Genomic DNA, 24,105 nt, shown 5'->3' with positions numbered 1-24,105 from the left:
GTGTCGCAACAGGGATTTTCGGGCTGTCCACAATTCCTGTGGATAACTTTGTGGGCAAGTTTAGGGAAATACGCTAAACCCCGGATACATCAGGCGCTTTATTGGCTTGCCTAAAAAACAGGCAAAAGATTTTTATTTTATAAATCAAAGGCTTAACTAAAGTGTACTGATTTCAAGCCTGTTTGCATGGCGCTTGACAAGTCAACAGACAGCACCTGCCATCTCTGTGAATAACTTAGGCTTTATTCCCATTCCAGCACTTCAAGATCAGCTTGCAAGCAGCTGTTTTTATTGGGAATTTCAAAAACGTTCCGACAGTGCCATTCCTTGCCGGAATGGCACCTGTTTGGTGCACTCAGTCGGCACTATGGTATGGACGCGACAAACGGTGCACGCTGTCCACCAGCGCCGTCACATGCTCCGGCTGGGTGAATTGCGAAATGCCGTGACCCAGATTGAAGACGTGACCGCTGCCCGAACCATAGCTGGCCAACAGACGGGCGACTTCCGTCTCGATAGCCGCAGGCTGGGCAAACAGCGCAACCGGGTCGAAATTACCCTGCAGCGCGACCTTGTCTCCGACGCGACGCCGGGCGTCCGCCAGATCAACGGTCCAGTCCAAGCCGATGGCATCGCAACCACATTCGGCGATGTCTTCCAGCCACAGCCCACCACCCTTGGTGAAGACGATGACCGGTACGCGGCGACCATCCTTCTCGCGCTTGAGGCCGGTAACGATCTGCTTCATATACTGCAGCGAGAACTCCTGGTACTTGCCATAGGCCAGTGCGCCACCCCAGCTGTCGAATATCTGCACGGCCTGCGCACCCGCGTCAATCTGGGCATTCAGGTACTCGATCACCGTCAGGGCATTGATGCGCAGGATGTGGTGCATCAGGTCGGGCCGGTCGTACATCAGGGTCTTAATGCGGCTGAAGGTATCGGTGCCGCCCCCTTCGATCATGTAGCTGGCCAGCGTGAACGGGCTGCCGGAGAAGCCGATCAGCGGCACGCGGCCGTTCAAGGCCTTGCGGATGGAGGCCACGGCATCGAATACATACTGCAGCTCGCTCATGTCCGGCACGGCCAGGGCCTTGATGGCGGCTTCGTCACGCAGGGGACGCTCGAACTTGGGGCCTTCACCCTCGGCGAAGTACAGGCCCAGGCCCATCGCGTCCGGTACGGTCAGAATGTCCGAGAACAGGATGGCGGCATCCAGCGGAAAGCGCTCCAGCGGCTGTAGCGTGACTTCGGTCGCCAGATCGGTCGACTTGCACAGATCCAGGAAGCTGCCTGCCCGCTGGCGGGTGGCGCGGTATTCCGGCAGGTAGCGGCCGGCCTGGCGCATCAGCCAGAGCGGTGTGTAGTCGGTCGGTTCACGCAGCAAGGCGCGCAGGAAGGTATCGTTCTGAAGTTCGGACATCGGGTTCTTTCAACAGCTATGGAGCATATGCCAGCGGCGCTCAGGCCAGCCAGCCGGCTTGCTGCGCGGCTTCGAGGCGCGGGTGGACGTATTGCCAGAGTGCGGGCGCGGCATCGTTGATGGGCAGGTTCTTGCGGATGACCTGCTCGTACCGGACCGCATTTTCCTGCCAGCTCTGCCCCCGGTTGGCCAGGTTCTGCAGCATGGGCAGCAGACGGTCGCAGGCATAGGCAAAGCGGCCTTCCGGCGTCAGCCTGTCCTCGTACTCCCGCCACAACGCCATGAATTCGGCACCCTGCTCCGGCGGCAGCATGCCGAACAGGCGCTCTGCCGCTGCCATCTCCTTGCCGGCCTTGGCCAGCGCCGCGGCTTCGTCGTAGAGAAAGGTATCGTCGGCATCGATCTCGACGATATCGTGCAGCAGCAGGATCTTGACCACGCGACCGACATCGACCGCCGGTTCGGCGTGCTCAGCCAGCAGCATGGCCATCAGGGCCACGTGCCAACTGTGCTCGGCAGAATTCTCGTAACGGCTGAACCCGATCGGGCGCGTGCGGCGCAGGATGGCCTTGAGCTTGTCGAGTTCAAGCAGGAAGGCCAACTGGCTGGCGAGCTTGTCCATTATTTGGTCCAGCTGTCCTTGAGCCCAACCGTACGGTTGAACACCGGGCGACCACCCGCAACATGCTCCTTGCGATCGGTCACGAAGTAACCCAGCCGCTCGAACTGATAACGGGTCTCGGGCGCCGCATCCTTGACGCAGGCCTCGACGTAACCGGTGACGGTGCGCAGGGACTCAGGGTTCACGAACTGGCGAAAATCTTCGTACTGCCCGTCGACACCGCGTACGGCATCAGGCCGCTCGACGGTGAACAGCCTGTCGTACAGGCGCACATCGGCCTCGATGGCATGCTCGGCCGAGATCCAGTGGATTACGCCCTTGACCTTGCGGCCTACCGGATTCTGGCCCAGCGTCGCAGGATCGAGGGAGCACTTCAGTTCCACGACCTTGCCGTCGGCGTCCTTGATGACTTCGTCACACTTGATCACATAGCTGTAGCGCAGGCGGACTTCACCACCTGGCGTAAGACGCTGCCAGCCTTCGGGCGCCACTTCGGCGAAATCGTCCCGTTCGACATAGATCTGCGCCGCGAGCGGCACCTCACGCTCGCCCAGCTCGGGGTGGTGCGGGTGGAAGGGCGCGCTGCGCGAACCGGTCACACCGGGCTCGAAATTGGTCAAGGTCACCTTGACCGGGTCCAGTACCGCCATCACGCGCGGGGCTTCGGTTTCCAGCATCTCGCGTACTGCGCCTTCGAGCACGCTGTAGTCGATGATGTTTTCGCTCTTGGACACACCACAACGCTGCGCAAACAGACGGACGCCGGCCGGCGAGTAGCCACGACGACGCATGCCGGACACGGTAGGCATACGCGGGTCATCCCAGCCGGTTACCGAACCATCCACCACCAGTTGGTTGAGCTTGCGCTTCGAGGTGATGGCGTGCAGCAGTTCCAGACGGGAAAACTCGATTTGTTGCGGGTGGGTCGCGATGGTGATGTTGTCGAGTACCCAGTCGTACAGCGGACGATGGTCTTCAAACTCCAGCGAGCACAGGGAGTGCGTCACGCCTTCGATCGCGTCCGAGATGCAGTGGGTATAGTCGTACATTGGGTAGATGCACCACTTGTCGCCGGTACGGATATGGTGGGCACGCCGGATACGGTAGATGACCGGATCACGCAGGTTCAGGTTGGGCGAGGCCATGTCGATCTTGAGGCGCAAGGTCTTGCTGCCATCGGCGAACTCACCGGCGCGCATGGCGCGGAACAGGCCCAGGTTTTCCTCAACCGTGCGGTTACGGTAGGGGCTGTTGCGACCCGGATTGGCGAAGTCGCCACGGTATTCGCGCATTTCCTCGGCATTCAGCTCACAGACGAAGGCCTTGCCCGCCTGGATCAGCTCCTCGGCGTAGCCATACAAGGCGTCGAAATAGTCCGACGCCCAGCGCACCTCGCCATCCCACTCAAAGCCCAGCCAGCGCACATCCTCCTGGAAGGCCAGCGCGTATTCTTGGGATTCCTTCTCCGGATTGGTATCGTCAAAGCGCAGGTTGCATTCGCTGGCGTAACCCTTGGCCTTGTAGTCTTCCTTGATGCCGAAATTGATACAGATCGCCTTGGCATGACCGATGTGGGCATAGCCGTTGGGCTCGGGCGGGAAGCGGGTGACCGTGCGCTGATGCTTGCCGGAGGCAAGGTCGGCATCGATGATGTTGCGGATGAAGTTGGACGCGACAGGCGCGTTGCTCTCGGGATTAGGCTTGGACATTGGCGCAGCGAGGCTTTGTATTTAGACAATAGGGCGATTTTACCCGATTCCCGCCCCGCCGCCCCTAACGTACGCAGCCAAGACCACCTTGATCACCGATGAACTAGGTCCGGAACATGAAGTAGACCGCCCCGAGCAGGCACAGACCGGCCCAGACGAAATCCCATTTGAACGGCTGGTTCATATAGAACACGGCGAACGGGACAAATACCGACAGGGTGATGACCTCCTGCATGATCTTGAGCTGCGCCAGGTTGTAGACCTGGAAGCCGATGCGATTGGCGGGCACCTGCAACAGGTACTCGAACAGGGCGATGCCCCAACTGGCAAAAGCCGCGACATACCAGGGCTTGGCGGCCATGTCGCGCAAGTGGGCGTACCAGGCAAAGGTCATGAATACGTTGGAGCAAACCAGCAACAGGGTGGCAAGGATGCCGGGGGGGATATTGGCAAACATGGTTTAGGGCGCAGTCCACTTAACGTATCTGATAAAATGGGAAGTTTGTATTCAAGCCCACCCACCGTCCAGTCGATGTTTGCTTCCCGTTTGTTCATGATGTTGTTGAGCACCGCCGCACTGGTGGGTGTAGAGGCCGGCGAAGCCGAGGATATTGCCGCCAGTCTTGGGCGCGGCCAGGCAGATAGTGCCTTGCAGGCGGCCGACCAGGCGTTGGCAAAAACACCGCGCGATGCCCGGCTCCGCTTGCTGCGTGGCAATGCACTGGCGCAACTGGGCAGGACGACGGAGGCCGTGCAGGTTTTTACCGCACTGACCACCGACTACCCCAACCTGCCCGAACCGTATAACAATCTGGCAGCGCTTTATGCGCAGCAGGGCCAGCTCGACAAGGCACGGGTTGCACTGCAGATGGCCTTGCAGACCAACCCGGCCTACGCCACTGCGCACGCCAATCTTTCCGACGTTTACGCCAAGCTCGCCGCCCAGGCCTATGAGAAGGCCCTGCAGCGGGACGTGGTTGAGCGGCAAAGCGGGCAATCGGTTGCTGCCGTGAGTTCCGCGTCACCGCGTCTTGCCATGGTTCAAGACCTGGTCAGCGGCCGCGGCGCGCCCAGCAGTGCCAGCAAGCCACTGGTCGTCGCGCAGGCCGCAACGCCGGCTCGCGCACCGGCGACGGCACCGCCGCCGGTCGCCAAGCCTGTCGACAAGCCGCCGGTTCCGGCCGTCGTTCCAGCCCCGGTCGCCCCTCCCGTGCTTGCCAGCAAGCCGGCCGTGAGCACGCCGCCGGTAACCGCGGCAACCAGCAAGCCCGCTGCACCACCGCCTGCCACCACCGTGGCAAGTAATACGCCGGTAGCCGGCAAGCCGGCGGTCGAGCCAGCCCCCGTTACGGCCACCAAACCCGCGGTTCCAGCCAAGGTCGAAAGCAGCAAGGAAATTGAAGCCCAGGTCGCCAAGGCCGTCAATGGCTGGGCGGACGCCTGGTCGGAGAAGCGGGTGTCGGCCTACCTCGCGAGCTATACCAAGAGCTACAAGCCTGCGGGCAGTAGCCGGTCCGACTGGGAAAAGCAGCGGCGCGAACGCATCGAGGGTGCGAAGACCATCAAGGTCAAACTGGGCAATATCAAGATCAAGCTGGATGGTAATACCGCCACAGCCCGGTTCGTGCAGGTGTACAGTTCAGACAAGACTGACAAATCAACGGTTAAGACATTGATTCTGGAGAAGAATGGTGATCGTTGGCTGATTCGCGAAGAACGGGTAGGATAAGCTTCCATGCGTCGTTCCTGGCTGAAAATCACTGCCTGCCTCATCGCAGGCCTGTACGTTGCCCCAGCGGCCAACTCCATGCAGTGGCCACGTAGCCCCACTGCCTCTGCCAACCTGACCAGCGAATTGCCACGCCTGCTGGCCAGCACCAAGCCTGAAGAAGCCATCGTCGCCGCCGTCACGGCCATACGCCAGAATCGCCTGGCCGATGCAGACCGGCTGGTTGACGCCCTGCTGGACGTCCGCCCCAACTATCGCCTTGCCCATCTGCTGAAGGGCGACCTGCTGATGGCGCGCGCCCAGCCCCTGGCCGGCATAGGTAGCGCCCAGGTTGTCGATGAGAAGCTCAAGGATCTGCGTGACGAGGCCAGCGTGCGGGTAGCGCGCTACAACGCGCCGCCGCCGGTGAACGAGATTCCCGCCAATCTGTTGCAGCTCACCAGCAGCCAGAAATACGCAGTGGTGGTGGACGCGAGCCGCTCCCGCCTTTATCTGTTCCGTAACGACAATGGCGTGCCGCGTTACGTACTCGATTTCTACATCACCATCGGCAAGCTGGGCTTTGACAAGTCCCGCGAAGGTGACCAGCGCACGCCGCTCGGCGTGTACTTTGTGACCGGCCATATGGCCCGTGAGCAACTGGACAAGAACTACGGCCAAAGGGCGGCGCTGTACGGCGTAGGCGCCTGGCCGCTGAGCTACCCCAACGACTGGGACAAGCAGCAAGGTCGTACCGGTAGCGGCATCTGGCTGCATGGCGTGCCCTACGATACCTATAGCCGCGCCCCCAAGGCATCCAATGGCTGCGTGGCCATGCCTAATACCGACATGGAAGCGCTGGGCAGCTATCTGCAGGCCAATACCCCGGTCGTGATCAGTCCCAAGGTGGAATGGCTGACCAGCGAAGCATGGCAGCAACGGCGTGAAGCCGCTCGCAGCAAGGTGGAAAACTGGCGTCGTGACTGGGAAAGTCTCGATACGCCACGCTACCTCGCCCACTACGCTGGCGACTTCAAGTCCGGCGGCCTGAGCTACAACGACTGGAAAGCACAGAAGACTGCGGTCAACGCAGGCAAGCAGTGGGCCAAGATCAAGCTGGAGGAAGTCAGCCTGTTCGACTACCCCACCGCCGATGGCAGCCTGCTGATGGCCAACTTCGCGCAGGACTACAAGAGCAGCAATCTGGAAAACCATAGCCAGAAGCGGCTCTACTTCCGCCGCCAAAGCAACGACTGGAAAATTGTCTACGAGGCATCGGCAGGCTGACCCCACAGCGCCGGCCACGATAAAAAACCCGTCACCTGGACGGGTTTTTTATTGCCTGCTACCAGTGACCGGCTAGATCACCAAGCCGCCATCCACCGACAGGACGGCGCCATTGATATAGCTGGCGTCGTCGCTGGCAAGGAACAGGTAGACCGAGGCGATTTCTTCCGGCTGGGCGAGGCGGCGCATGGGCACCTTGTCTTCCATGGCCTGGATCACCTTCTCCGGCATGTTCTGCAGGATGGGAGTGGCCACAAAACCAGGGCAGACAGCATTGGAACGAATACCCTTCTTGCCCAGCTCCTTGGCCCAGGTCTTGGTGAAGCCGATAACGCCGAATTTGGCGGCTGCATAGTTGGTCTGGCCGAAGTTGCCATACAGCCCCACGACCGAAGAGGCGTTCAGGATCACGCCCGAGCCCTGCTCGGTCATGATGTCGACCACCGCCTTGGCGCAATTGTAGACGCCCTTCAGGTTGATATCGATGACCCGGTCAAACTGCTCGTCGGTCATCTTACTCAGTTGCGCATCGGCTACGATGCCGGCGTTGTTCACGAGCACGTCGATACGGCCCCACTTGGCCTTGACGCCACTCACCATGGCGGCAATCTGCGCCTTGTCCGTGACATTGACCACATAGCCAACCGCCTCGCCACCCGCCGCCACGATCTCGCCTACCACGGCATCGATCCCGGCCGCATTGAGGTCACACACGACAACGCGCGCGCCCTCCTTGCCAAAACGCATTGCGGTCGCCTGGCCTATGCCGCTGGCTGCACCGGTGATGATCGTCACTTTCCCCGACAAACGCATGATTACACTCCCTTTCAATCCAGGCACCTGCCGGCCTGGCGACAAAACATCTTCGAACACACAAGGGGAAACGCAGCACCCCTTCCGGGGTACTGCGTTCTGTCTGCTCCATACTTCTTCTTTGTCTTTATCCTGTTGAGCGACCCTTGCGGTGGCTCGGATGACGGTGACTTTGCACCGGTATGATTGCCCGGTTTTGGTTCACGGGCGCACTGAAGATGTGCGCGCATGATAGTACGGCAGTTCTAGAGTGGCAACTCTAAGTGACGCTTTTATGGCGGACCGTGCAGCCTGTTTGCAAAATGCAACAGTCACGCCACACCCCTTATTCCAAACCCTGGCTGGAGAGATAGTCTTCATAACCACCAGCATAGTGCAAATAGCTACCATCGCCTTTCAATTCAAGCACTTGGGTAGCCAGCGACGATACGAACTGACGATCATGTGAAACGAAGACCAGGGTGCCCTTGTACAGCTCCAACGCTAAGTTCAGGGACTCGATCGACTCCATGTCCATATGGTTGGTCGGCTCGTCCATGACCAGCACATTGGGCTGTTGCAAGATCAGCTTGCCGTACAGCATGCGGCCCTTCTCGCCACCCGACAGTACGCGCACGGCCTTCTTCACGTCGTCGCCACTGAACAGCAGGCGACCGAGGATGCCGCGGATGACCTGGTCGTCGTCGCCCGGACGTCCCCATTGCTTCATCCAGTCGAACAACGTGTCGTCGCTATCAAAGTCTTCTTCGTGGTCCTGGGCGAAATAGCCGACCTCAGCCTTTTCCGCCCACTTCACGGAGCCGGCGTCCGGCTTCAGGGCGCCGACCAGCATCTTCATCAGCGTGGACTTACCCACACCATTGCCACCGATCACCGCCAGCTTCTGACCTGCCTCAAAGATCAGGTCCAGGCTCTGGATCAGGGGCTTGTCGAAGGACTTCGACAGATGGGTGGTCTCAAATGCCTGCCGATGCAGCTTCAGCTTGTCATCGAACTCGAAACGCACGTAAGGGTTCTGGCGCGAGGACGGCTTGACCTCGACCATGCCTTCCTTGATCTTGTCCGCAAGCTTGAGCCGGCTGGTCGCCTGGCGCGCCTTGGACTTGTTGGCCGAGAAACGAGCAGCGAACACCTGCAGTTCGGTAATCCGCTCCTTGGCCTTGGCGTTGGCACCCAGCGCACGTTCACGTGCCTGGGTACTGGCCAGCATGTAGTCGTCGTAGTTGCCCGGGTAGATCTGGATCGTGCTGTAGTCCAGGTCAGCCATGTGGGTACAGACCTGATTCAGGAAGTGACGATCATGCGAGATGATAATCATGGTGGAATTGCGCTCGTTCAGCGTGTGTTCCAGCCAGCGGATCGTATTGATGTCCAGGTTGTTGGTAGGTTCGTCGAGCAGCAGCACGTCAGGGTCGCTGAACAGCGCCTGCGCCAGCAGCACCCGCAGCTTCCAGCCCGGCGCGACTTCGCTCATCAGGCCGGTGTGCTGCTCGGTCGGGATGCCCGCACCCAGCAACAGCGCGCCGGCGCGTGCTTCGGCATCATAGCCACCCATCTCGCCGAACTTCACTTCCAGATCGGCCGCCCGCATGTAGTCGTCTTCGGTCGCCTCAGGATTAGCGTAAATGGCGTCCTTCTCATGCATGGTCGCCCATAGCTCGACATGGCCTTGCAGCACGACGTCGAGCACGCGATGGTCTTCGTAGCCGAACTGGTCCTGACGCAATTTACCCAGGCGCACGCCCGGGTCGAGGCTAACATTGCCACCCGTTGGTTCCAGGTCACCACCCAGGATCTTCATAAAGGTGGATTTGCCCGAACCGTTGGCGCCGATCAGGCCGTAGCGATTGCCGCCACCGAACTTGACCGACACTTTTTCGAACAATGGCTTGGCACCAAACTGCATGGTGATATTGGCGGTATTGATCACCTTGGGGGGACTCCTGGCGAGCGACCTGTGGTACGCCCGTCACAAAAATAAAAATCCGCGCATGGCGCGGTGCGGCAAAATTGCGTAATTTTACCACACAGGTCCATGCTGACAGCCTGGCGATGCGGCCACCTACCGAATAATAACGTTTAAGCAGACATGTTCGATTTCAAAGGCTTGATCGACGCACTGATGCGTCGCGCCCGTGAGGAGGAAAACAGCGGCCCCTCTGCCACTCAATTGCTGATCAACCTGCCACGCGATGAGACGTTGACGGTGTTGACCGAGATCATCAAGGCCCTGGCTGCACTCAATCGTAATCCTCGCACCGGCCTGAAAGAACGTTACCGCGCAGTGCAGGGCTTCGACGAGAAGGCCCGGCCGCTTGCTGCCGTACTGGTACGCGCCTTTCGTGGCGAAGAACCTATCGAGGGTCTCTCCCCGCGCCAGATCCTGCCCAGCCTGCTGGCCTGCTGGCGAGAGCTCGCCTCCGCCTACAAGCTTTGCCTCAAGCAGCATGCCCAAGCCCCCTCCCCCCGCTTTGCAGCGGAAGCCGAGTTGATCACACTGCGTGCGGTCAACTATTACGCCGAGCAGGCCAAATGGGCCTATTTGCGCTATTTCGAAGCCGAACCCCGGCTCTGGCGCAGCCTGAACCGGCTCTACCAGATCGCCGAAGCAGCCGGCTTTGCCCAGAAAAGCATGCACGCCTACCCGCACAGCCCGCCCACCAGCGTCAGCCAGGCCTATCGCCATGCCTTGCTGCTGAAACTGGCCGAGCCGGAACGGCGGCGCCTGGAGGACATCTGGCTGCTGGATCGTCAACTGAACGACTGGCAAGCCCAGGTCAGCCTGGAAAAGGTCATCCGCCCCCGCGACCAGACATTCGCCGTCAACCTGGACGAGCCCAAGCCACCGATGAAGTTGCGTCGCAACATGGTCGGTGAGCGTTATCGCTATCTCGATACCGAGCCACTGTCCGCCACCCTGACCGAACTCGCGAACGGGGCAAGCCGCGGGGTATTGCCCGCCAGCTTCGACCCTTGCTGCTCACAGCAGGAACAGGACAACCTGACCCGCCTGCTACAGGATCTCGCCCTGGTCTTCTCACGAGCCGGGCAAGCACGCTCGCGGCGCAACGAACGCCGCCATCGCGACAAGGAAGCCACGACCGCGATCGGCCTGCAGCGTATTGCGCGGGCACTCAATGGCAGTGCCGCGGATTGGGAGCCCTGGATGGTTGCCGACGAAAGTGCCAGCGGCCTTGGCGCGCACTACAAGGCACAGTTCGACGACAGGCTGAGCATCGGCGAACTGCTGGCTTTCAAGGAAGAATCCGGCGCCTGGCTGGCAGTCGTGCGGCGGCTGAGCAAGACGCGCGAGGGACAGGTCAAGGTCGGCGCGGAACGATTGGCCAGCCAACCGATTTCCGTAAGCCTGGTGGCGCAGGACGTGAATACCGTCGCCCTCTACTGTGCCGAATCACCGCATGGTCGCATGTTGCTGATGCCTGCCGCCCTGTATGAAACCGGACGGGAGTACCAACTGGTGGCCGGCAGCAAGCGCTTCAGCATCAAGCTGGGCTCTATCCTGGAGGCCTTGCCGGAGTACACCATCAGCAGCTTCAATGTGATCGGCAAAGACTGATTTATTACCGGCAGGCGCCGCCTCTGCGGCACCTACGGTAAACCGGCAGAGCAAGCAAACGACCTTTACGCTAAAATTACGGGCCTCATCCCCGTAAACCGCACGGTTTTTGCTCATGCCCACCCTTCTCAAGTTGCGCGGCGGAGTTGCACTATCCGCCTTCCGTCTCGAAAAACTGGTCTCTGGCCTGAAGGACGCTGGTGTCAGCGGCCTCACGCCCTACGCCGAGTTCTGGCATTTCCTTGAGCTGAATCAGGCGCTTACGCCGGATGAAGAAACCAAGCTCGCCAAGATCCTGGCTGACGATCACCCTTCCGCAGCCAATGCCGGCAAAGGCAGCATGCTGCTGGTCACGCCGCGCCTGGGTACCATTTCCCCCTGGTCGTCCAAGGCCACCGACATCCTCAAGCTCTGCGGCCTCGACAAGATCGCCCGCATCGAGCGCGGTGTCGCCATCTATGCCGGCAAGGAGCTGAGCGCTGCCGAGCAGGCCAAGCTGTCGGATCTGGTGCACGACCGGATGACCGAAACAGTCTGGTCCAGCTTTGATGGCATCGAAGCCCTGTTCCGTCACATCGATCCGCTGCCCTTGGCCAATGTCGACATCCTCAAGGGTGGCCGCGCCGCCCTGGAGGCTGCCAACCGCGATATGGGCCTCGCCCTGTCGACCGATGAAATCGATTACCTGCTGGAAAACTTCCAGAAGCTCGGGCGCAATCCGAACGACATCGAACTGATGATGTTCGCCCAGGCCAATTCCGAGCATTGCCGCCACAAGATATTCAATGCCGACTTCGTGATCGACGGCGAGGCCGAAGCGAAGTCGCTGTTCGGCATGATCCGCGACACGCACAAGGCCCATCCGGAAGGCACCGTCGTTGCCTATTCCGACAACTCCTCGGTCATCGAGGGCGCCGGCATCCTGCGCTTCTTCCCGCAGCCTGGCAGCCAGGAGTACCGCTACACTGCCCGCCCGACCCATATCCTGATGAAGGTCGAGACGCACAACCATCCGACCGCCATTTCACCCTTTGCTGGTGCATCGACCGGTTCCGGCGGCGAGATTCGCGATGAAGGCGCCACTGGCCGCGGCTCGCGTCCCAAGGCCGGCCTGACGGGTTTCACCGTATCCAACCTGAACATTCCGGGCTTCAAGCAACCGTGGGAAGTCTATTCCGACAGCCAGCTTGAATACGGCAAGCCAGGCCGCATCGTCTCCGCCTTGCAGATCATGCTGGATGGCCCTATCGGTGGCGCCGCTTTCAACAATGAATTCGGCCGTCCCAACCTGACCGGTTACTTCCGTACTTTCGAGGAAAGCCACCTCGGCGAAATGCGCGGCTATCACAAGCCCATCATGATCGCCGGCGGCCTGGGCAATATCGACGGCGACCATGTCGGCAAGCATGAGATTCCGGCTGGCGCACTGATCATCGTCCTCGGCGGCCCCGGCATGCTGATCGGCCTCGGCGGCGGTGCGGCCTCGTCCATGGATACCGGCGCCAATGCAGCCGACCTGGACTTCGATTCGGTCCAGCGTGGCAACCCGGAGATCGAACGTCGCGCGCAGGAAGTGATCGACCGCTGCTGGCAGCTGGGTGACCACAACCCCATCCTGAGCATTCACGACGTCGGCGCCGGTGGCCTTTCCAACGCCCTGCCGGAACTGGTGCACGGCTCCGACCGTGGTGCCAAGTTCTCGCTGCGCGACATCCTGATCGAAGAGAAGGGCATGTCGCCGCTGCAGATCTGGTGCAATGAATCGCAGGAGCGTTACGTTCTCGCCATTGCCGCCAAGGACCTGGACGCCTTCAAGGCCATCGCCGAGCGCGAACGCTGCCCGTTCGCCGTGGTCGGCACCGCCACGCTGGAGAAGCAGCTCGAGTTGGCTGACAGCCATTTCGGCGACAAGCCGGTCGACATGCCCATGGACGTGCTCCTGGGCAAGCCGCCTAAGATGACCCGTGACGTACAGCGCCTGAAGCCGGAACTGCCGGTCTTCGACTCCAGTTCACTGGACCTGCACGACGCCACCTACCGCGTACTGCGCCTGCCTTCGGTTGCCGACAAGAGCTTCCTGATCACCATCGGTGACCGTTCCGTCGGCGGCATGACCGCGCGCGACCAGATGGTCGGCCCCTGGCAGGTACCGGTGGCAGACGTGGCGGTCACGACCATGGGCTTCGAGACCTATCTCGGCGAAGCCATGTCAATGGGCGAACGCTCGCCGCTGGCGCTGGTTTCCGCTCCCGCCTCTGGCCGCATGGCCCTCGGCGAAGCACTGACCAACCTGGCAGCCGCACCAATCGCCAAGCTTGGCGACGTCAAGCTGTCGGCCAACTGGATGGCCGCCGCCGGCCATCCTGGCGAAGATGCAAATCTGTTCGACACGGTCGAAGCCGTGCGCAATCTCAGTATTGCGCTGGGCATCAGCATTCCGGTCGGCAAGGACAGCCTGTCCATGAAGACCGTCTGGCAGGACAAGGGCGAGAACAAGTCGGTCGTCGCCCCCTTGTCGCTGGTGGTCTCCGCCTTCGCGCCCGTCACCGATGTGCGCCGTACCCTGACGCCGCAGCTGAAGACCGACCAGGGCGATACCGACCTGATCCTGATCGACCTCGGCAACGGCAAATGCCGCCTGTCCGGCTCGGCGCTGGCGCAGGTCTACAAGCAGGTTGGCAATCATATGCCCGACCTGGAGAACCCCGAGGCGCTCGCCAGTTTCTTCACCGTGGTGCAGCAGCTGAACGCCCAGGGCAAGCTCCTGGCCTATCACGACCGTGCCGATGGCGGCCTGTTGGTCACCCTGGCGGAAATGATGTTCGCCGGCCGCGTGGGCGTGACACTGGATGTCGACGAGCTGTGTATCGAGCGTCGCCGCAACGAGCGGGAATACGGTGAGATCAACCCAGAATCGGTCGCCCGTGCCGACAATGGCCGTCTGATGGGCGTACTGTTCAACGAAGAGCTGGGTGCCGTCCTGCAGGTTCGTCGCAGCGACACCAACGCCGTGATGGCGGCATTCTTCGGTGCCGGCATCCGCAGTCAGCTTCATGTGATCGGTTCGCTCAACGATGACGACCGCCTGAAGATCAAGAAACGCAACCGCCTGGTCTTCAACGAGACCCGTACCGACCTGCAGAGGGCCTGGTCGCAGACCAGCTACCAGTTGCAGCGACTGCGCGACAACCCGGCCTGCGCCGATAGCGAATACGCCTTGCTGGGCCAGAAGCAGCGTGGCCTCTACGCCGAGCTGAACTTCGATCCGGCAGAGGACATCGCCGCGCCGTATATCGCCAAAGGCGCCAAGCCCAAAATCGCCATCCTGCGCGAGCAGGGCGTAAATGGTCAGATCGAGATGGCCGCCGCCTTTGACCGTGCCGGTTTTACCGCGCTGGACGTGCACATGTCGGACATCCTCAGCGGTCGTATCACGCTGGCGGACTTCCAGGGCTTCGCCGCCTGCGGTGGTTTCAGCTACGGCGACGTCCTAGGCGCTGGCGAAGGCTGGGCCAAGTCCATCTTGTTCAACGCCCGTGCCCGTGACGAGTTCTCGCGCTTCTTCCAGCGTACCGACAGCTTTGCGCTTGGCGTCTGCAACGGCTGCCAGATGATGTCCAATCTGTCGGAGATCATCCCCGGCGCCCAAGCCTGGCCGAAGTTCCGCCGCAACGCATCGGAGCAGTTCGAAGCACGGTTGGTCATGGCCGAAGTGGGCCAGAGCCCCAGCCTGTTCTTCGCCGACATGGTCGGTTCCAAGATGCCGGTGGTGGTATCGCACGGCGAAGGTCGAGCGGTGTTCAGCCAGGAGTCGCACCGCAAGAACGTGCTGACTGCCCTGCGTTATGTGGATGACCGTGGTCAGGCGACCGAGGTTTACCCGCAAAACCCGAACGGTTCGCCAGATGGCATCGCCGGCGTGACCACCGCCGATGGTCGTTTCAGCATCATGATGCCGCATCCGGAGCGTACCTTCCGTACCGCCAACCTGAGCTGGCACCCCGACAACTGGGGCGAGGACAGCGGCTGGATGCGCATGTTCCGCAACGCCCGCAAGTGGTTGGGATAAGCAGCAAAAGAAATGGCCCGGTTTACCGGGCCATTTTTCATGCGGGACAGCGGGGCCAACTCAGCCTGCGATGAGCATGGGCTTGAGATAAGCATCCAGCTTCTGCTGGTCCAGCCGGCCTGCGTGTACCGCCACCTTCTTGCCCTGCGGGTCGAAGATCAGCGTAAAGGGCAGGGCCCCCAGCCGGTTACCTTCGGTACGCATCAGTTCCAGCGCATCCTGCTCGCCGACCAGTACCGGATAGTTGATCCCCAGCTCCTGGACGAACTTGCTCACGTCCTTGGGATTGTCGATCGCCAGGCCGACAAAGCGGACCTTGTCGCCATGAGTCTTCTGGGTCGCGACAAACTCCGGAATCTCCTCCCGGCAAGGTGCGCACCAGGTCGCCCAGAAATTGACCACCAGCGGCTTGCCCTGCCATTGGCTGAAAGCCTGCGGCTTCCCTTGCAGGTCATTGAAGCTGGCCTGCCACAAGCCGGCGGCAGCTGCCGGGGCCGGGCTGGCAGGGGCTGGCATGACCGGCACTTGGGCCTGTCGCCACCAGGCGAAACCTGCACCAAGGGCAAGTGCGCCTGCCGCAGCCGCTGCGTAGATAACGGTTCTGTTCACGAGCCTATCCTTGTCGGTACTTATAGCTTGGCCAAACGCTGCAGGAAGGCGTCCGCGTCTTCAAAGCCAATCAGGCGCGCGCCCGTTTCCGCACCGCCCTGGCCGAAGAAGATGGTGCCTGGCGGGCCGAACAGGCCAAAGCGCTTGAGCAGCGCCTTGTGTTCATCGGTATTGGCGGTGACGTCGGCTTTCAACAGCACCAGCCCTGCCAGCTTCTGCTGGACGCGGGCATCGCTGAAGGTAAACCGTTCCATCTCGCGGCAGCTCACGCACCAGTCGGCGTAGAAGTCCAGCATGACGGGCTTGCCGTTTGCCGCTGCGATAGCTGCATCCAGCTGCGCCACGCTCGCCACCGGCTGGAAGTTCAGCTTGTGCTCGGCCGAGGCGGCCTGGCCGCCGCCCAGCGACTTGAGCGGCTGCAGTGGATCGCGTCCACCAGCCAGCAGGCCGACCAGTTCCGCCACGCCCATCAACAAGAGCACGACACCCAGGGCCTTGGCCAGGCGCTTGCCCGGTTTGACGTGCGGCGGGAGCGTATCGAGCGCCGACAGCGCCACGCCGGCACCGATCGCCAGCAAGGCCCAACCCAGCATGTACAGCCACAAAGGCAGGACCGGGCTGGCGATCCAGAGCGCTACGGCCAGCATGAGCGTGCCGAATACGTTCTTGACCACGCTCATCCATGGCCCAGCCTTTGGCAGCACATGCCCGCCGACGGTACCGACCACAATCAAGGGCAAGCCAATGCCCAGCGCCATCACATATAGCGCAAGGCCGCCGCGCAAGACATCACCACTGGCACCGATATAACCCAGCGCGGCGGCCAAAGGTGGTGCGACACAGGGGCCGACGATCAGGGCGGACAGCACGCCCATGCCAAAGACGGGCAGCCACCGGCCGCCTGGCAGCTTGTTGGACGCATCGTTGAGCCGGGACTGCAGCGCGCCCGGCAGTTGCAGTTCGAACAGCCCGAACATGGACAGCGACATCACGACGAAGAACAGGGCGAATACGCTCAGGACCCAAGGGTTCTGCAGCGCAGCCGACAACAGGGTGCCGGACAGTGCCGCCACGACGCCGGCGATCGCGTAGCTCAAGGCCATGCCCTGCACGTAGACCACGCTCAGCGCAAAACCCTTGCCCTTGCTGACACCGCCGCCTTGTCCGACCACGATGCCGGACACGATGGGAATCAAGGGGTACATGCAGGCCGTGAAAGCCAGACCAAGGCCGGCCACGAAGAAGAAGGCAAGCAGACCGGCCAGGCTGCCGTTCTTGAACAAGGCGCTGCCGTCACTGCTGCCGGCAACGGCAGGCACCGCAGCCGCAACGGTTGTCGCAGTCGGCGCCGCGCTGTCGCCCAAGGCCAGCTCGATGGTTTCCGGTGGGTAGCACACGCCCGCATCGGCACAACCTTGCGAGACAACCTTGATCTTGGCACCGGGTGCAAAAGGCGTGTCGCTGCTCAGCGGGACCTCGACGCCATGACGATAGGTCTCGACTTCGCCGAAATAGTCATCGTGCTTCTTCTTGCCGGCCGGAAAATCTGCCTTGAGGGCCCCATTGCCGGGTTGCAGCGAAAACTTGAACTGATCGCGATACAGATAATAGCGATCGGCAATTTCGAACTTCACGGTGGCAGTTTTTTCACCGGTTTTGCTGATCGAGGGCTTGAAAGCTTCGGTCGCCGGCAGCAACTCATCCGGGTTGGCCGCAGACCAGGCACTGACGCTCAGGAACCCGGCGATCAAAAAAGAGACGAAGCCTTTCATGCCGACGCCCCCTGGGTTGCATCCACCACCCAACCAAGGTAACGATCCAGGCCGGCCGTGACCGGCAGGGCGATGATCTCGGGAATGTCGTAGGGGTGCAGCTCGCAAATGGCTGCTTCCAGCGCCGCATAGGCGTGTTGGGTCGTCTTGATGAGCATGGGTATCTCGGTCGTGGTTTCAACCGCCCCCTGCCAGCGATAGATCGAACTGGCGGGTGCAAGCAGGTTCACACAAGCGGCCAGGCCGCGCTCGATCAGCGCAGCGGCCAGCATTTTGGCAGTCCCCTCGTCGGGGGCGTTGCACAGTACCACTAACACGGAATATTTTTCAGTCATGTTGCTAAGACTTCTACCTCTGTTTGGCCTGTTGTTGCTCAGCCTGCCCCTGATGGAGCTGGCAGCGTCCGTCTGGCTGGCGCAATACATAGGCTGGTGGCTGGCATTCTGGCTATTTGCCAGCGCCTTGGTCGGCATCGGCATCCTCAAAAGCTGGCGCTTTGCTACCGCCTGGGCCTTGGTAGACAGCTTGCGCAATGGCGAAGTGCCCCTCGGCCGGCTGTTCTGGGTGGCACGCACCCTGGTGGCAGCCTTGCTGTTCGTTTTCCCCGGCCCGATCAGCGACGTGCTGGGCCTGATCCTGATGCTACCCTGGCCGGGAGGTCGCAACGTGCGCTTTGCCAGCGCGACACCCGCACAAGATGGTGTCTATGAAGGCGAATTCAACCGGGTGGACGAACCTGCTCCTTCGTTGCCGCGCTCCCCGGGCGAGCAGTAAATGCCAAACCCCGCTGACACTCTTCGAGAGACCACGATGCCCTACCCGATCGAAACCTTCACGCCGCCCAATACGCCAGAGCCTATCGGTCCCTATAGCCATATCGCCAAGGCGGGACCATTCATCCAGGTGTCGGGCACCGCCGGGGTCGATCCCGTCAGCGGTCAGTTGGCCGGACCGGACGCTTATAGCCAGACACGGCAGATCATCGCCAACTTCAAGGTCATGCTCGCTTCCGTGGGCGCCGACCTGGATCGCGTCATGCATGTGAACGTCTTCCTCAAGGACGTTGCGGACTTCGAGGCGATGAACCGCGCCTACGTCGAGGGAATGGGCACCCACCGCCCCGCCCGCACCGTGATCGGTGTGCAGGACCTGCCCAAGGCAGGTGCCCGGCTCACCATGAACCTGATGGCCATCGGCTCCGATTAAGTCACGGTCTGCAGCAAGCCCTGCGGCGAGCGCTGACTTCTGCAGACCCTGATGCGCTTGTGGCGAGAAAGCTCGCCCTTCTCCAGCACCACCTGGTTCCTGGGTACGTCAAACCAGTCCGCCAGCCAGGTGATCAGCGCCTTGTTGGCCTTACCTTCCACCGGCGGAGCGTTAAGTCGCAACTTGAGCTCGCCGTCATGCAGACCAGCCGCTTCAGTACGCTTGGCGCCCGGTTGCAGATAGAGCGACAGCACCCAGTCATCCCCCTCGCGCCTGGCCCAATCGCTCATGCCGTTCAGGCGATGACGATATACATCAGCACCCGCTGCTCGATCGGTGCCAGCACGAACATCAGCACCATCTGCAGCACCAGCAGCAGGACAAAGGGGCTCAGGTCGATACCGCCGATCGCAGGCAACAGCTTGCGGATCGGGTTCAAGAACGGCCGGGTCAGCTTATCCAGCAAGGGGGCAAGTGGGTTGTAGGGATTCACCCAGCTCAGGACGGCCTGTACCAGGATCGCGCCAAACATCAGGTAGAGAGTGAGCTTCATCAGCTCCAGCACAGCCAGCGCCATCAGGCCCAGCGTCGTGGACGGATTCGACAGGTCAAACGGATAAGGCGCGAGCAACAGCAAGATCAGGTGCATCAGCAGTGCGCCGAGCCAGGCCAGCAGCAAGGTCGCCGTGTCGTAGCCTGCCACGCTCGGGATGACCCGGCGTACCGGCATGACGATGAAGTTGGTGAGCTTGACGGTGAACTGGGCCAGCGGATGGCCGAAGGGTGCTCGCGCCACCTGCAGATAGAAACGCAGCAGCAGGTTCAATATGAAAAAGCTGGCGAGATTGCGTACCAGAAAGGCCAGCGCCTCTTGCAGCATGGGATGACTCCAGATCAGGGTTAAATAGGGCTACTTTGCTTGCCCAAGCTCATCCGCCAGCTCGGCAGCGCGGGCAAAAGCGGCTTGGGTGGCCGTCACAATAGCGCCTTGGACGCCCAGTTCGGTCATCTTGTTCAATGCAGCCGCCGTCGTACCGCCTTTCGAGGTCACCCGCTCCCGCAGAACCGCCGCATCGTCCGGGCTCGACTGCGCCAGCTTGATCGCACCATCGAAGGTTGCGTAGGCCAGCTGCCGTGCCGTCGCCGCATCGAAGCCCTGTTGCTCGGCAGCACGGGTCAGCGACTCGAGGAAATAGAACACATAGGCCGGGCCGGACCCGGAAATCGCCGTGACGGCATCGATCTGGACTTCATCCTCGACCCATACCACCTGCCCGACGCTACGCAGGATGCGGTCAGCCACGTCACGATCGTCGTTACCGGTATGCGGGCCCAACCAGGCACCGCTGATGCCGGCCCGGACCAACGCCGGGGTATTGGGCATCACCCGCACCAGCCTGGCCTTGCCACCGAGCCAGCGGTCGAGGTCGGCCATGCGCACGCCAGCGGCAATGCAGACGACCAGACGGCCGGCCAGTTCCGCGGCGCGCGCCTGAGCGACCTGAGCCAGTTGCTGCGGCTTCACCGCCAGGACCACGACCTCGGCCGATACCGGCAGTGCCTCGTCAAGCGCCAGGGTCCGCACCCCGAATTCGGCCGTCAGCGCAGCGCGCTTGTCGGCATCCGGTTCCACCACATGCAGCGTCGTCGGCAGGAAGCCCTGCTGTACCAGGCCACCGAGCATGGCGGTCGCCATGTTGCCGCCACCAATGAATACGATATTCACAGCGCCTCACTCCCCTTGCCAAAGCCGATCGCCGGCCGGCGTTTTTGTAGCAGATGCTTGAGCAGGTTGCAGTAGAGCTTGTCCAGTTCGCGCTGGCCCGAAAAAGGAATGGCCAGGCGCCCGTGACGATGCTCCAGCGCCAGCAGGGTCAGATGGCCGTCGTCCATGTGGTAGGCCAGGTTGACGATATCGTCCAGTGCCAGTTCGACACTGGCTGGGGTACCCCAGCCGGCATAAGCCAGCAACACCCGCGATTCATCCACATCGACCACCGTACGCCAGAACCAGGCGCGCAGATGCCAGGCCAGAGCCGTGACCAGCAGCATGCCGAGCAGGGCAACCGCCAGCACTACGCCCGACCAGGTCAACAGCGCCTGCAACAGCAGCAGCCCGATAATCAGGCCAGCCATGCCGGCACCGAGCTTGGCGACCAGCCGATCCGGCGCGCTGGGCGGAAGCCGCTGCCAGGCGGAGGCCAGTTCCAGCCTGTCCTCTTGCGTACCTTCCTGTACCCGGACCCAACGGGCCAGATCAGCCAGACTTGCGGTATTCAATGGTGTAGTCAAATCAGTTATCCATCAATGAGGGGCAGGGGTACGGGCGCCAAACAAGGCAGTCCCCACCCTTACCAGGGTCGATCCTTCGGCGATGGCGAGCTCAAGATCGGCCGACATCCCCATGGAAAGCGTATCCAGTGGCAGGCCCGATGCGGCCAGCGCCGTTTTAAGCTCGCGCAGAATGGCGAACTGGCGGGCCAACGTGGCGACATCGTCACTGGGTTCCGGTATGCACATCAGGCCGCGCAGACGCAGGCCCGGCAGCCGAGCGACGGCCTGCGCCAGGGCGATGGCCTCCCCCGGGAGGCAACCGGACTTGCTGTCCTCGCCCGATACATTCACCTGCACGCAGATATTCAAGGCCGGCAAATGCGCCGGGCGTTGCGCCGACAGGCGCTCGGCGATCTTCAAGCGATCCACGCCATGTACCCACTGAGCAAGCTCAGCCACCTGGCGGGTCTTGTTACTCTGCAGCGGACCGATGAAATGCCACTCCAGGTCGTCCAGATCAGCCAGCTGGGCCGTCTTTTCCACCAGTTCCTGCACGTAATTTTCACCAAAGGCCCGCTGTCCCGCCGCATAGCACAGACGTACCACAGAGGCCGGAAAGGTCTTGCTGACGGCCAGCAGGCTGCATTCGCCCGGCGAGCGGCCGGCCGCCTGCAAGGCGCCTGCGATGCGTTCGAGCACTGCCTGTCTAGATTTATCGAGGTCAGCCATCCATAATGCCTTCGGAATATTGCCGCAAACCCAATCTGCGAGCGGCTTTGAACGGGGAATTATAAATGGAAATTTCGGAACTCCTGGCCTTCTCGGTCAAGAACAAGGCATCGGACTTGCACCTGTCATCCGGCCTGCCACCCTGCATCCGGGTTCATGGGGACGTGCGCCGTATCAACTTGCCGCCCATGGAGCACAAGGACGTGCACGACATGGTGTACGACATCATGAACGACGGCCAGCGCAAGACCTACGAAGAAACACTGGAGTGTGACTTTTCCTTTGAGATCCCGGGTCTCGCACGTTTCCGGGTCAACGCCTTCGTCCAGAACCGGGGTGCCGGCGCAGTATTCCGGACCATTCCCTCCAAGGTACTGAGCCTCGAAGACCTGAACGCACCGAAGGTTTTCAAGGAAATTGCCGAGACCCCGCGCGGCATCGTGCTGGTGACTGGTCCGACCGGTTCGGGTAAGTCGACTACGCTGGCGGCGATGATCAACTACATCAACGAAAACGAGTACGGTCATATCCTGACGGTGGAAGACCCGATCGAATTCGTGCATGAATCCAAGAAATGCCTGATCAACCAGCGGGAAGTCGGTCCGCATACCCTGAGCTTCGCGAACTCGCTGCGCGCAGCCCTGCGGGAAGACCCGGATGTGATCCTGGTGGGTGAAATGCGTGACCTGGAAACCATCCGGCTGGCCCTGTCCGCCGCAGAAACCGGTCACTTGGTGTTCGGTACCCTGCACACCAGTTCCGCCGCCAAGACCATCGACCGTATCGTCGACGTCTTCCCCGCAGCAGAAAAGGAAATGGTCCGTTCGATGCTGTCTGAGTCGCTACGGGCGGTCATCTCGCAGACCCTGCTCAAGACCAAGGACGGCAACGGCCGGGTTGCAGCACACGAGATCATGATTGGCATTCCCGCCATTCGTAACCTCATCCGCGAGAACAAGATCGCGCAGATGTATTCCACTATCCAGACCGGCCAGCAGCATGGCATGCAGACGCTGGATCAGTGCCTGACCGAACTGGTCCGGCGCAATATGATCACCAATGCCGAAGCACGCGGCAAGGCGATGAATCCGGATAATTTCAGGTAATCCCGCCTGGCCCGAGCGCCAGGCTGTTGGAGCAAGATCATGGAAAAGGAACAAGCCACCAAGTTCATGCACGATCTGCTGCGCCTCATGCGGCAGAAGAATGCATCGGACTTATTCATCACCGCTGACTTCCCGCCGGCGATGAAGATCGACGGCAAGATGACCCCGGTGTCGAGCCAGGCGCTCACCAGTCAGCACACCAAGGAGTTGTGCCGGGCGGTGATGAACGACCGGCAAGCTGAAGAGTTTGAAGCCACCAAGGAATGTAATTTCGCCATCAGCCCGGGCGGCATCGGCCGCTTCCGCTGCAATGCCTTCCAGCAGCAGGGCCGGATCGGCCTGGTGATGCGGACGATCACGACCGAGATTCCGAAGTTCGACGAGCTGGGGCTGCCGCCAGTACTGAAGGATGTTGCGCTGGCCAAGCGTGGCCTGGTGATCTTCGTCGGCGGTACCGGTTCCGGTAAGTCCACCTCGCTGGCTGCGATGATCGGCTTCCGCAACGAGAACAGCTACGGCCATATCATCACCATCGAAGACCCGGTGGAATATGTCCATGAGCACAAGAACTGCATCGTCACCCAGCGTGAGATCGGCGTGGATACCGACAACTGGCATAACGCACTGAAGAACACGCTGCGGCAGGCGCCCGACGTCATCCTTATCGGTGAAATCCGCGATCGCGAAACCATGGACTACGCCGTGGCCTTTGCCGAAACCGGTCACCTTTGCATGGCCACGCTGCATGCCAACTCGGCCAACCAAGCGCTGGACCGTATCATCAACTTCTTCCCGGAAGAACGTCGCGCGCAGTTGCTGATGGACTTGAGCCTCAACCTCAAGGCCTTCATCTCGCAGCGTCTGATTCCGCTGCGCCAGGGCAAGGGCCGCGCCGCCGCCGTGGAGGTGATGCTGAACTCACCACTGATCTCCGACCTGATCTTCAAGGGCGATGTGCATGAGATCAAGGAAATCATGTCCAAGAGTCGCGAGCTGGGCATGCAGACCTTCGACCAGGCGCTGTTCGATCTGTATGAAGACGGCAAGATCAGCTACGAAGACGCCTTGCGTAACGCCGATTCGGTCAACGACCTGCGTCTGAAAATCAAGCTGCAATCGAAGGAGTCCAAGGGTCGCGACGCACTCGCAGGTCTCGACCACCTCGATATCGTCTAAGACCGCAGGTAATCAGTCCACAACA

General features: G+C 61.3%; 22 protein-coding genes. 8 read left to right on the top strand and 14 right to left on the bottom strand.

What is annotated here, in order from left to right; all coding sequences use genetic code 11:
* Positions 1–355 precede the first annotated feature (355 nt).
* From hemE to ACYVHK_RS02165, 4 genes are all read right to left on the bottom strand, one after another.
* Positions 356–1,423: a uroporphyrinogen decarboxylase gene (hemE, locus tag ACYVHK_RS02180; RefSeq protein ID WP_460527118.1), complete on the bottom strand. Its 1,068-nt coding sequence runs from the start codon at positions 1,421–1,423 to the stop codon at positions 356–358.
* Between the two features lie 40 nt (positions 1,424–1,463).
* Positions 1,464–2,045: an HD domain-containing protein gene (locus tag ACYVHK_RS02175; protein ID WP_460527116.1), complete on the bottom strand. Its 582-nt coding sequence runs from the start codon at positions 2,043–2,045 to the stop codon at positions 1,464–1,466.
* Positions 2,045–3,754, bottom strand: coding sequence for a glutamine--tRNA ligase (locus ACYVHK_RS02170; protein ID WP_460527114.1), 1,710 nt, complete (start codon positions 3,752–3,754; stop codon positions 2,045–2,047). The genes ACYVHK_RS02175 and ACYVHK_RS02170 overlap by 1 nt, the downstream gene beginning before the upstream one ends.
* Before the next feature lie 103 nt (positions 3,755–3,857).
* On the bottom strand, positions 3,858–4,211 hold the full coding sequence (locus ACYVHK_RS02165) for a DMT family protein (RefSeq protein WP_460527112.1): 354 nt from the start codon (positions 4,209–4,211) through the stop codon (positions 3,858–3,860).
* Between the two features lie 75 nt (positions 4,212–4,286).
* Between ACYVHK_RS02165 and ACYVHK_RS02160 the strand changes: the two genes are divergently transcribed.
* Entirely contained in the window at positions 4,287–5,483 is a 1,197-nt protein-coding gene (locus ACYVHK_RS02160; RefSeq protein ID WP_460527109.1) for a tetratricopeptide repeat protein, read from the top strand.
* 6 nt (positions 5,484–5,489) lie between these two features.
* Complete coding sequence (locus ACYVHK_RS02155; RefSeq protein ID WP_460527107.1) at positions 5,490–6,749, top strand: L,D-transpeptidase family protein; 1,260 nt, start codon at positions 5,490–5,492, stop codon at positions 6,747–6,749.
* Positions 6,750–6,821: 72 nt separating this feature from the next.
* On the opposite strand, the gene ACYVHK_RS02150 is transcribed toward ACYVHK_RS02155, so the two are convergent.
* Positions 6,822–7,562 carry a beta-ketoacyl-ACP reductase gene (locus ACYVHK_RS02150; protein ID WP_460527105.1) on the bottom strand — a complete coding sequence of 247 codons (741 nt, stop codon included), beginning with the start codon at positions 7,560–7,562 and terminating at the stop codon, positions 6,822–6,824.
* Positions 7,563–7,887: 325 nt separating this feature from the next.
* Positions 7,888–9,492, bottom strand: a complete 1,605-nt coding sequence (locus tag ACYVHK_RS02145; RefSeq protein ID WP_460527103.1) for an ABC-F family ATPase — start codon at positions 9,490–9,492, stop codon at positions 7,888–7,890.
* Positions 9,493–9,651: 159 nt separating this feature from the next.
* On the opposite strand from ACYVHK_RS02145, the gene ACYVHK_RS02140 reads away from it, so the two are divergent.
* On the top strand, positions 9,652–11,139 hold the full coding sequence (locus ACYVHK_RS02140; RefSeq protein WP_460527101.1) for a hypothetical protein: 1,488 nt from the start codon (positions 9,652–9,654) through the stop codon (positions 11,137–11,139).
* 115 nt (positions 11,140–11,254) lie between these two features.
* Complete coding sequence (gene purL / locus ACYVHK_RS02135) at positions 11,255–15,208, top strand: phosphoribosylformylglycinamidine synthase (protein WP_460527099.1); 3,954 nt, start codon at positions 11,255–11,257, stop codon at positions 15,206–15,208.
* Between the two features lie 60 nt (positions 15,209–15,268).
* On the opposite strand, the gene ACYVHK_RS02130 is transcribed toward purL, so the two are convergent.
* From ACYVHK_RS02130 to cutA, 3 genes are read right to left on the bottom strand one after another with little or no spacing between them, the layout of a single operon-like run.
* On the bottom strand, positions 15,269–15,817 hold the full coding sequence (locus tag ACYVHK_RS02130; protein WP_460527097.1) for a TlpA family protein disulfide reductase: 549 nt from the start codon (positions 15,815–15,817) through the stop codon (positions 15,269–15,271).
* A 20-nt stretch (positions 15,818–15,837) separates the two neighbouring features.
* Entirely contained in the window at positions 15,838–17,589 is a 1,752-nt protein-coding gene (gene dsbD, locus ACYVHK_RS02125; protein WP_460527095.1) for a protein-disulfide reductase DsbD, read from the bottom strand.
* Entirely contained in the window at positions 17,586–17,924 is a 339-nt protein-coding gene (cutA, locus tag ACYVHK_RS02120) for a divalent-cation tolerance protein CutA (protein ID WP_460527093.1), read from the bottom strand. The genes dsbD and cutA overlap by 4 nt, the downstream gene beginning before the upstream one ends.
* Between cutA and ACYVHK_RS02115 the strand changes: the two genes are divergently transcribed.
* Positions 17,923–18,363 (top strand): FxsA family protein, encoded by a 441-nt coding sequence (locus ACYVHK_RS02115; protein ID WP_460527091.1) that lies wholly within the window; start codon positions 17,923–17,925, stop codon positions 18,361–18,363. The two genes, cutA and ACYVHK_RS02115, sit on opposite strands and share 2 nt — an antisense overlap.
* A 36-nt stretch (positions 18,364–18,399) precedes the next feature.
* Positions 18,400–18,795 (top strand): RidA family protein, encoded by a 396-nt coding sequence (locus ACYVHK_RS02110; protein ID WP_460527089.1) that lies wholly within the window; start codon positions 18,400–18,402, stop codon positions 18,793–18,795.
* On the opposite strand, the gene ACYVHK_RS02105 is transcribed toward ACYVHK_RS02110, so the two are convergent.
* Genes ACYVHK_RS02105 through ACYVHK_RS02085 form a run of 5 tightly spaced genes read right to left on the bottom strand, consistent with a single transcriptional unit; the run spans position 18,792 to position 21,798 of the window.
* A complete protein-coding gene (locus tag ACYVHK_RS02105) occupies positions 18,792–19,085 on the bottom strand; it encodes a DUF167 domain-containing protein (protein ID WP_460527087.1) in 294 nt (97 codons plus the stop codon). The genes ACYVHK_RS02110 and ACYVHK_RS02105 overlap by 4 nt on opposite strands.
* A 5-nt stretch (positions 19,086–19,090) precedes the next feature.
* Entirely contained in the window at positions 19,091–19,675 is a 585-nt protein-coding gene (locus ACYVHK_RS02100) for a YggT family protein (protein WP_460527085.1), read from the bottom strand.
* Between the two features lie 30 nt (positions 19,676–19,705).
* Complete coding sequence (gene proC / locus ACYVHK_RS02095) at positions 19,706–20,521, bottom strand: pyrroline-5-carboxylate reductase (RefSeq protein ID WP_460527083.1); 816 nt, start codon at positions 20,519–20,521, stop codon at positions 19,706–19,708.
* Positions 20,518–21,087: a hypothetical protein gene (locus tag ACYVHK_RS02090; RefSeq protein WP_460527081.1), complete on the bottom strand. Its 570-nt coding sequence runs from the start codon at positions 21,085–21,087 to the stop codon at positions 20,518–20,520. Before ACYVHK_RS02090 ends, proC begins: the two co-directional genes overlap by 4 nt.
* A gap of 12 nt (positions 21,088–21,099) precedes the next feature.
* The gene (locus ACYVHK_RS02085; protein WP_460527079.1) at positions 21,100–21,798 is read right to left on the bottom strand and encodes a pyridoxal phosphate-binding protein; all 699 of its coding nucleotides are present in this window, start codon (positions 21,796–21,798) and stop codon (positions 21,100–21,102) included.
* Positions 21,799–21,863: 65 nt separating this feature from the next.
* On the opposite strand from ACYVHK_RS02085, the gene ACYVHK_RS02080 reads away from it, so the two are divergent.
* Positions 21,864–22,904, top strand: coding sequence for a type IV pilus twitching motility protein PilT (locus ACYVHK_RS02080; protein WP_460527077.1), 1,041 nt, complete (start codon positions 21,864–21,866; stop codon positions 22,902–22,904).
* A 39-nt stretch (positions 22,905–22,943) separates the two neighbouring features.
* A complete protein-coding gene (locus ACYVHK_RS02075) occupies positions 22,944–24,080 on the top strand; it encodes a PilT/PilU family type 4a pilus ATPase (protein WP_460527075.1) in 1,137 nt (378 codons plus the stop codon).
* The last annotated feature ends 25 nt before the right edge of the window (positions 24,081–24,105 follow it).

It is taken from the genome of Chitinimonas naiadis (assembly GCF_054780835.1).
Note: the sequence above shows the minus strand (reverse complement) of the source record. Positions and strands in the feature narration are given on the sequence as shown.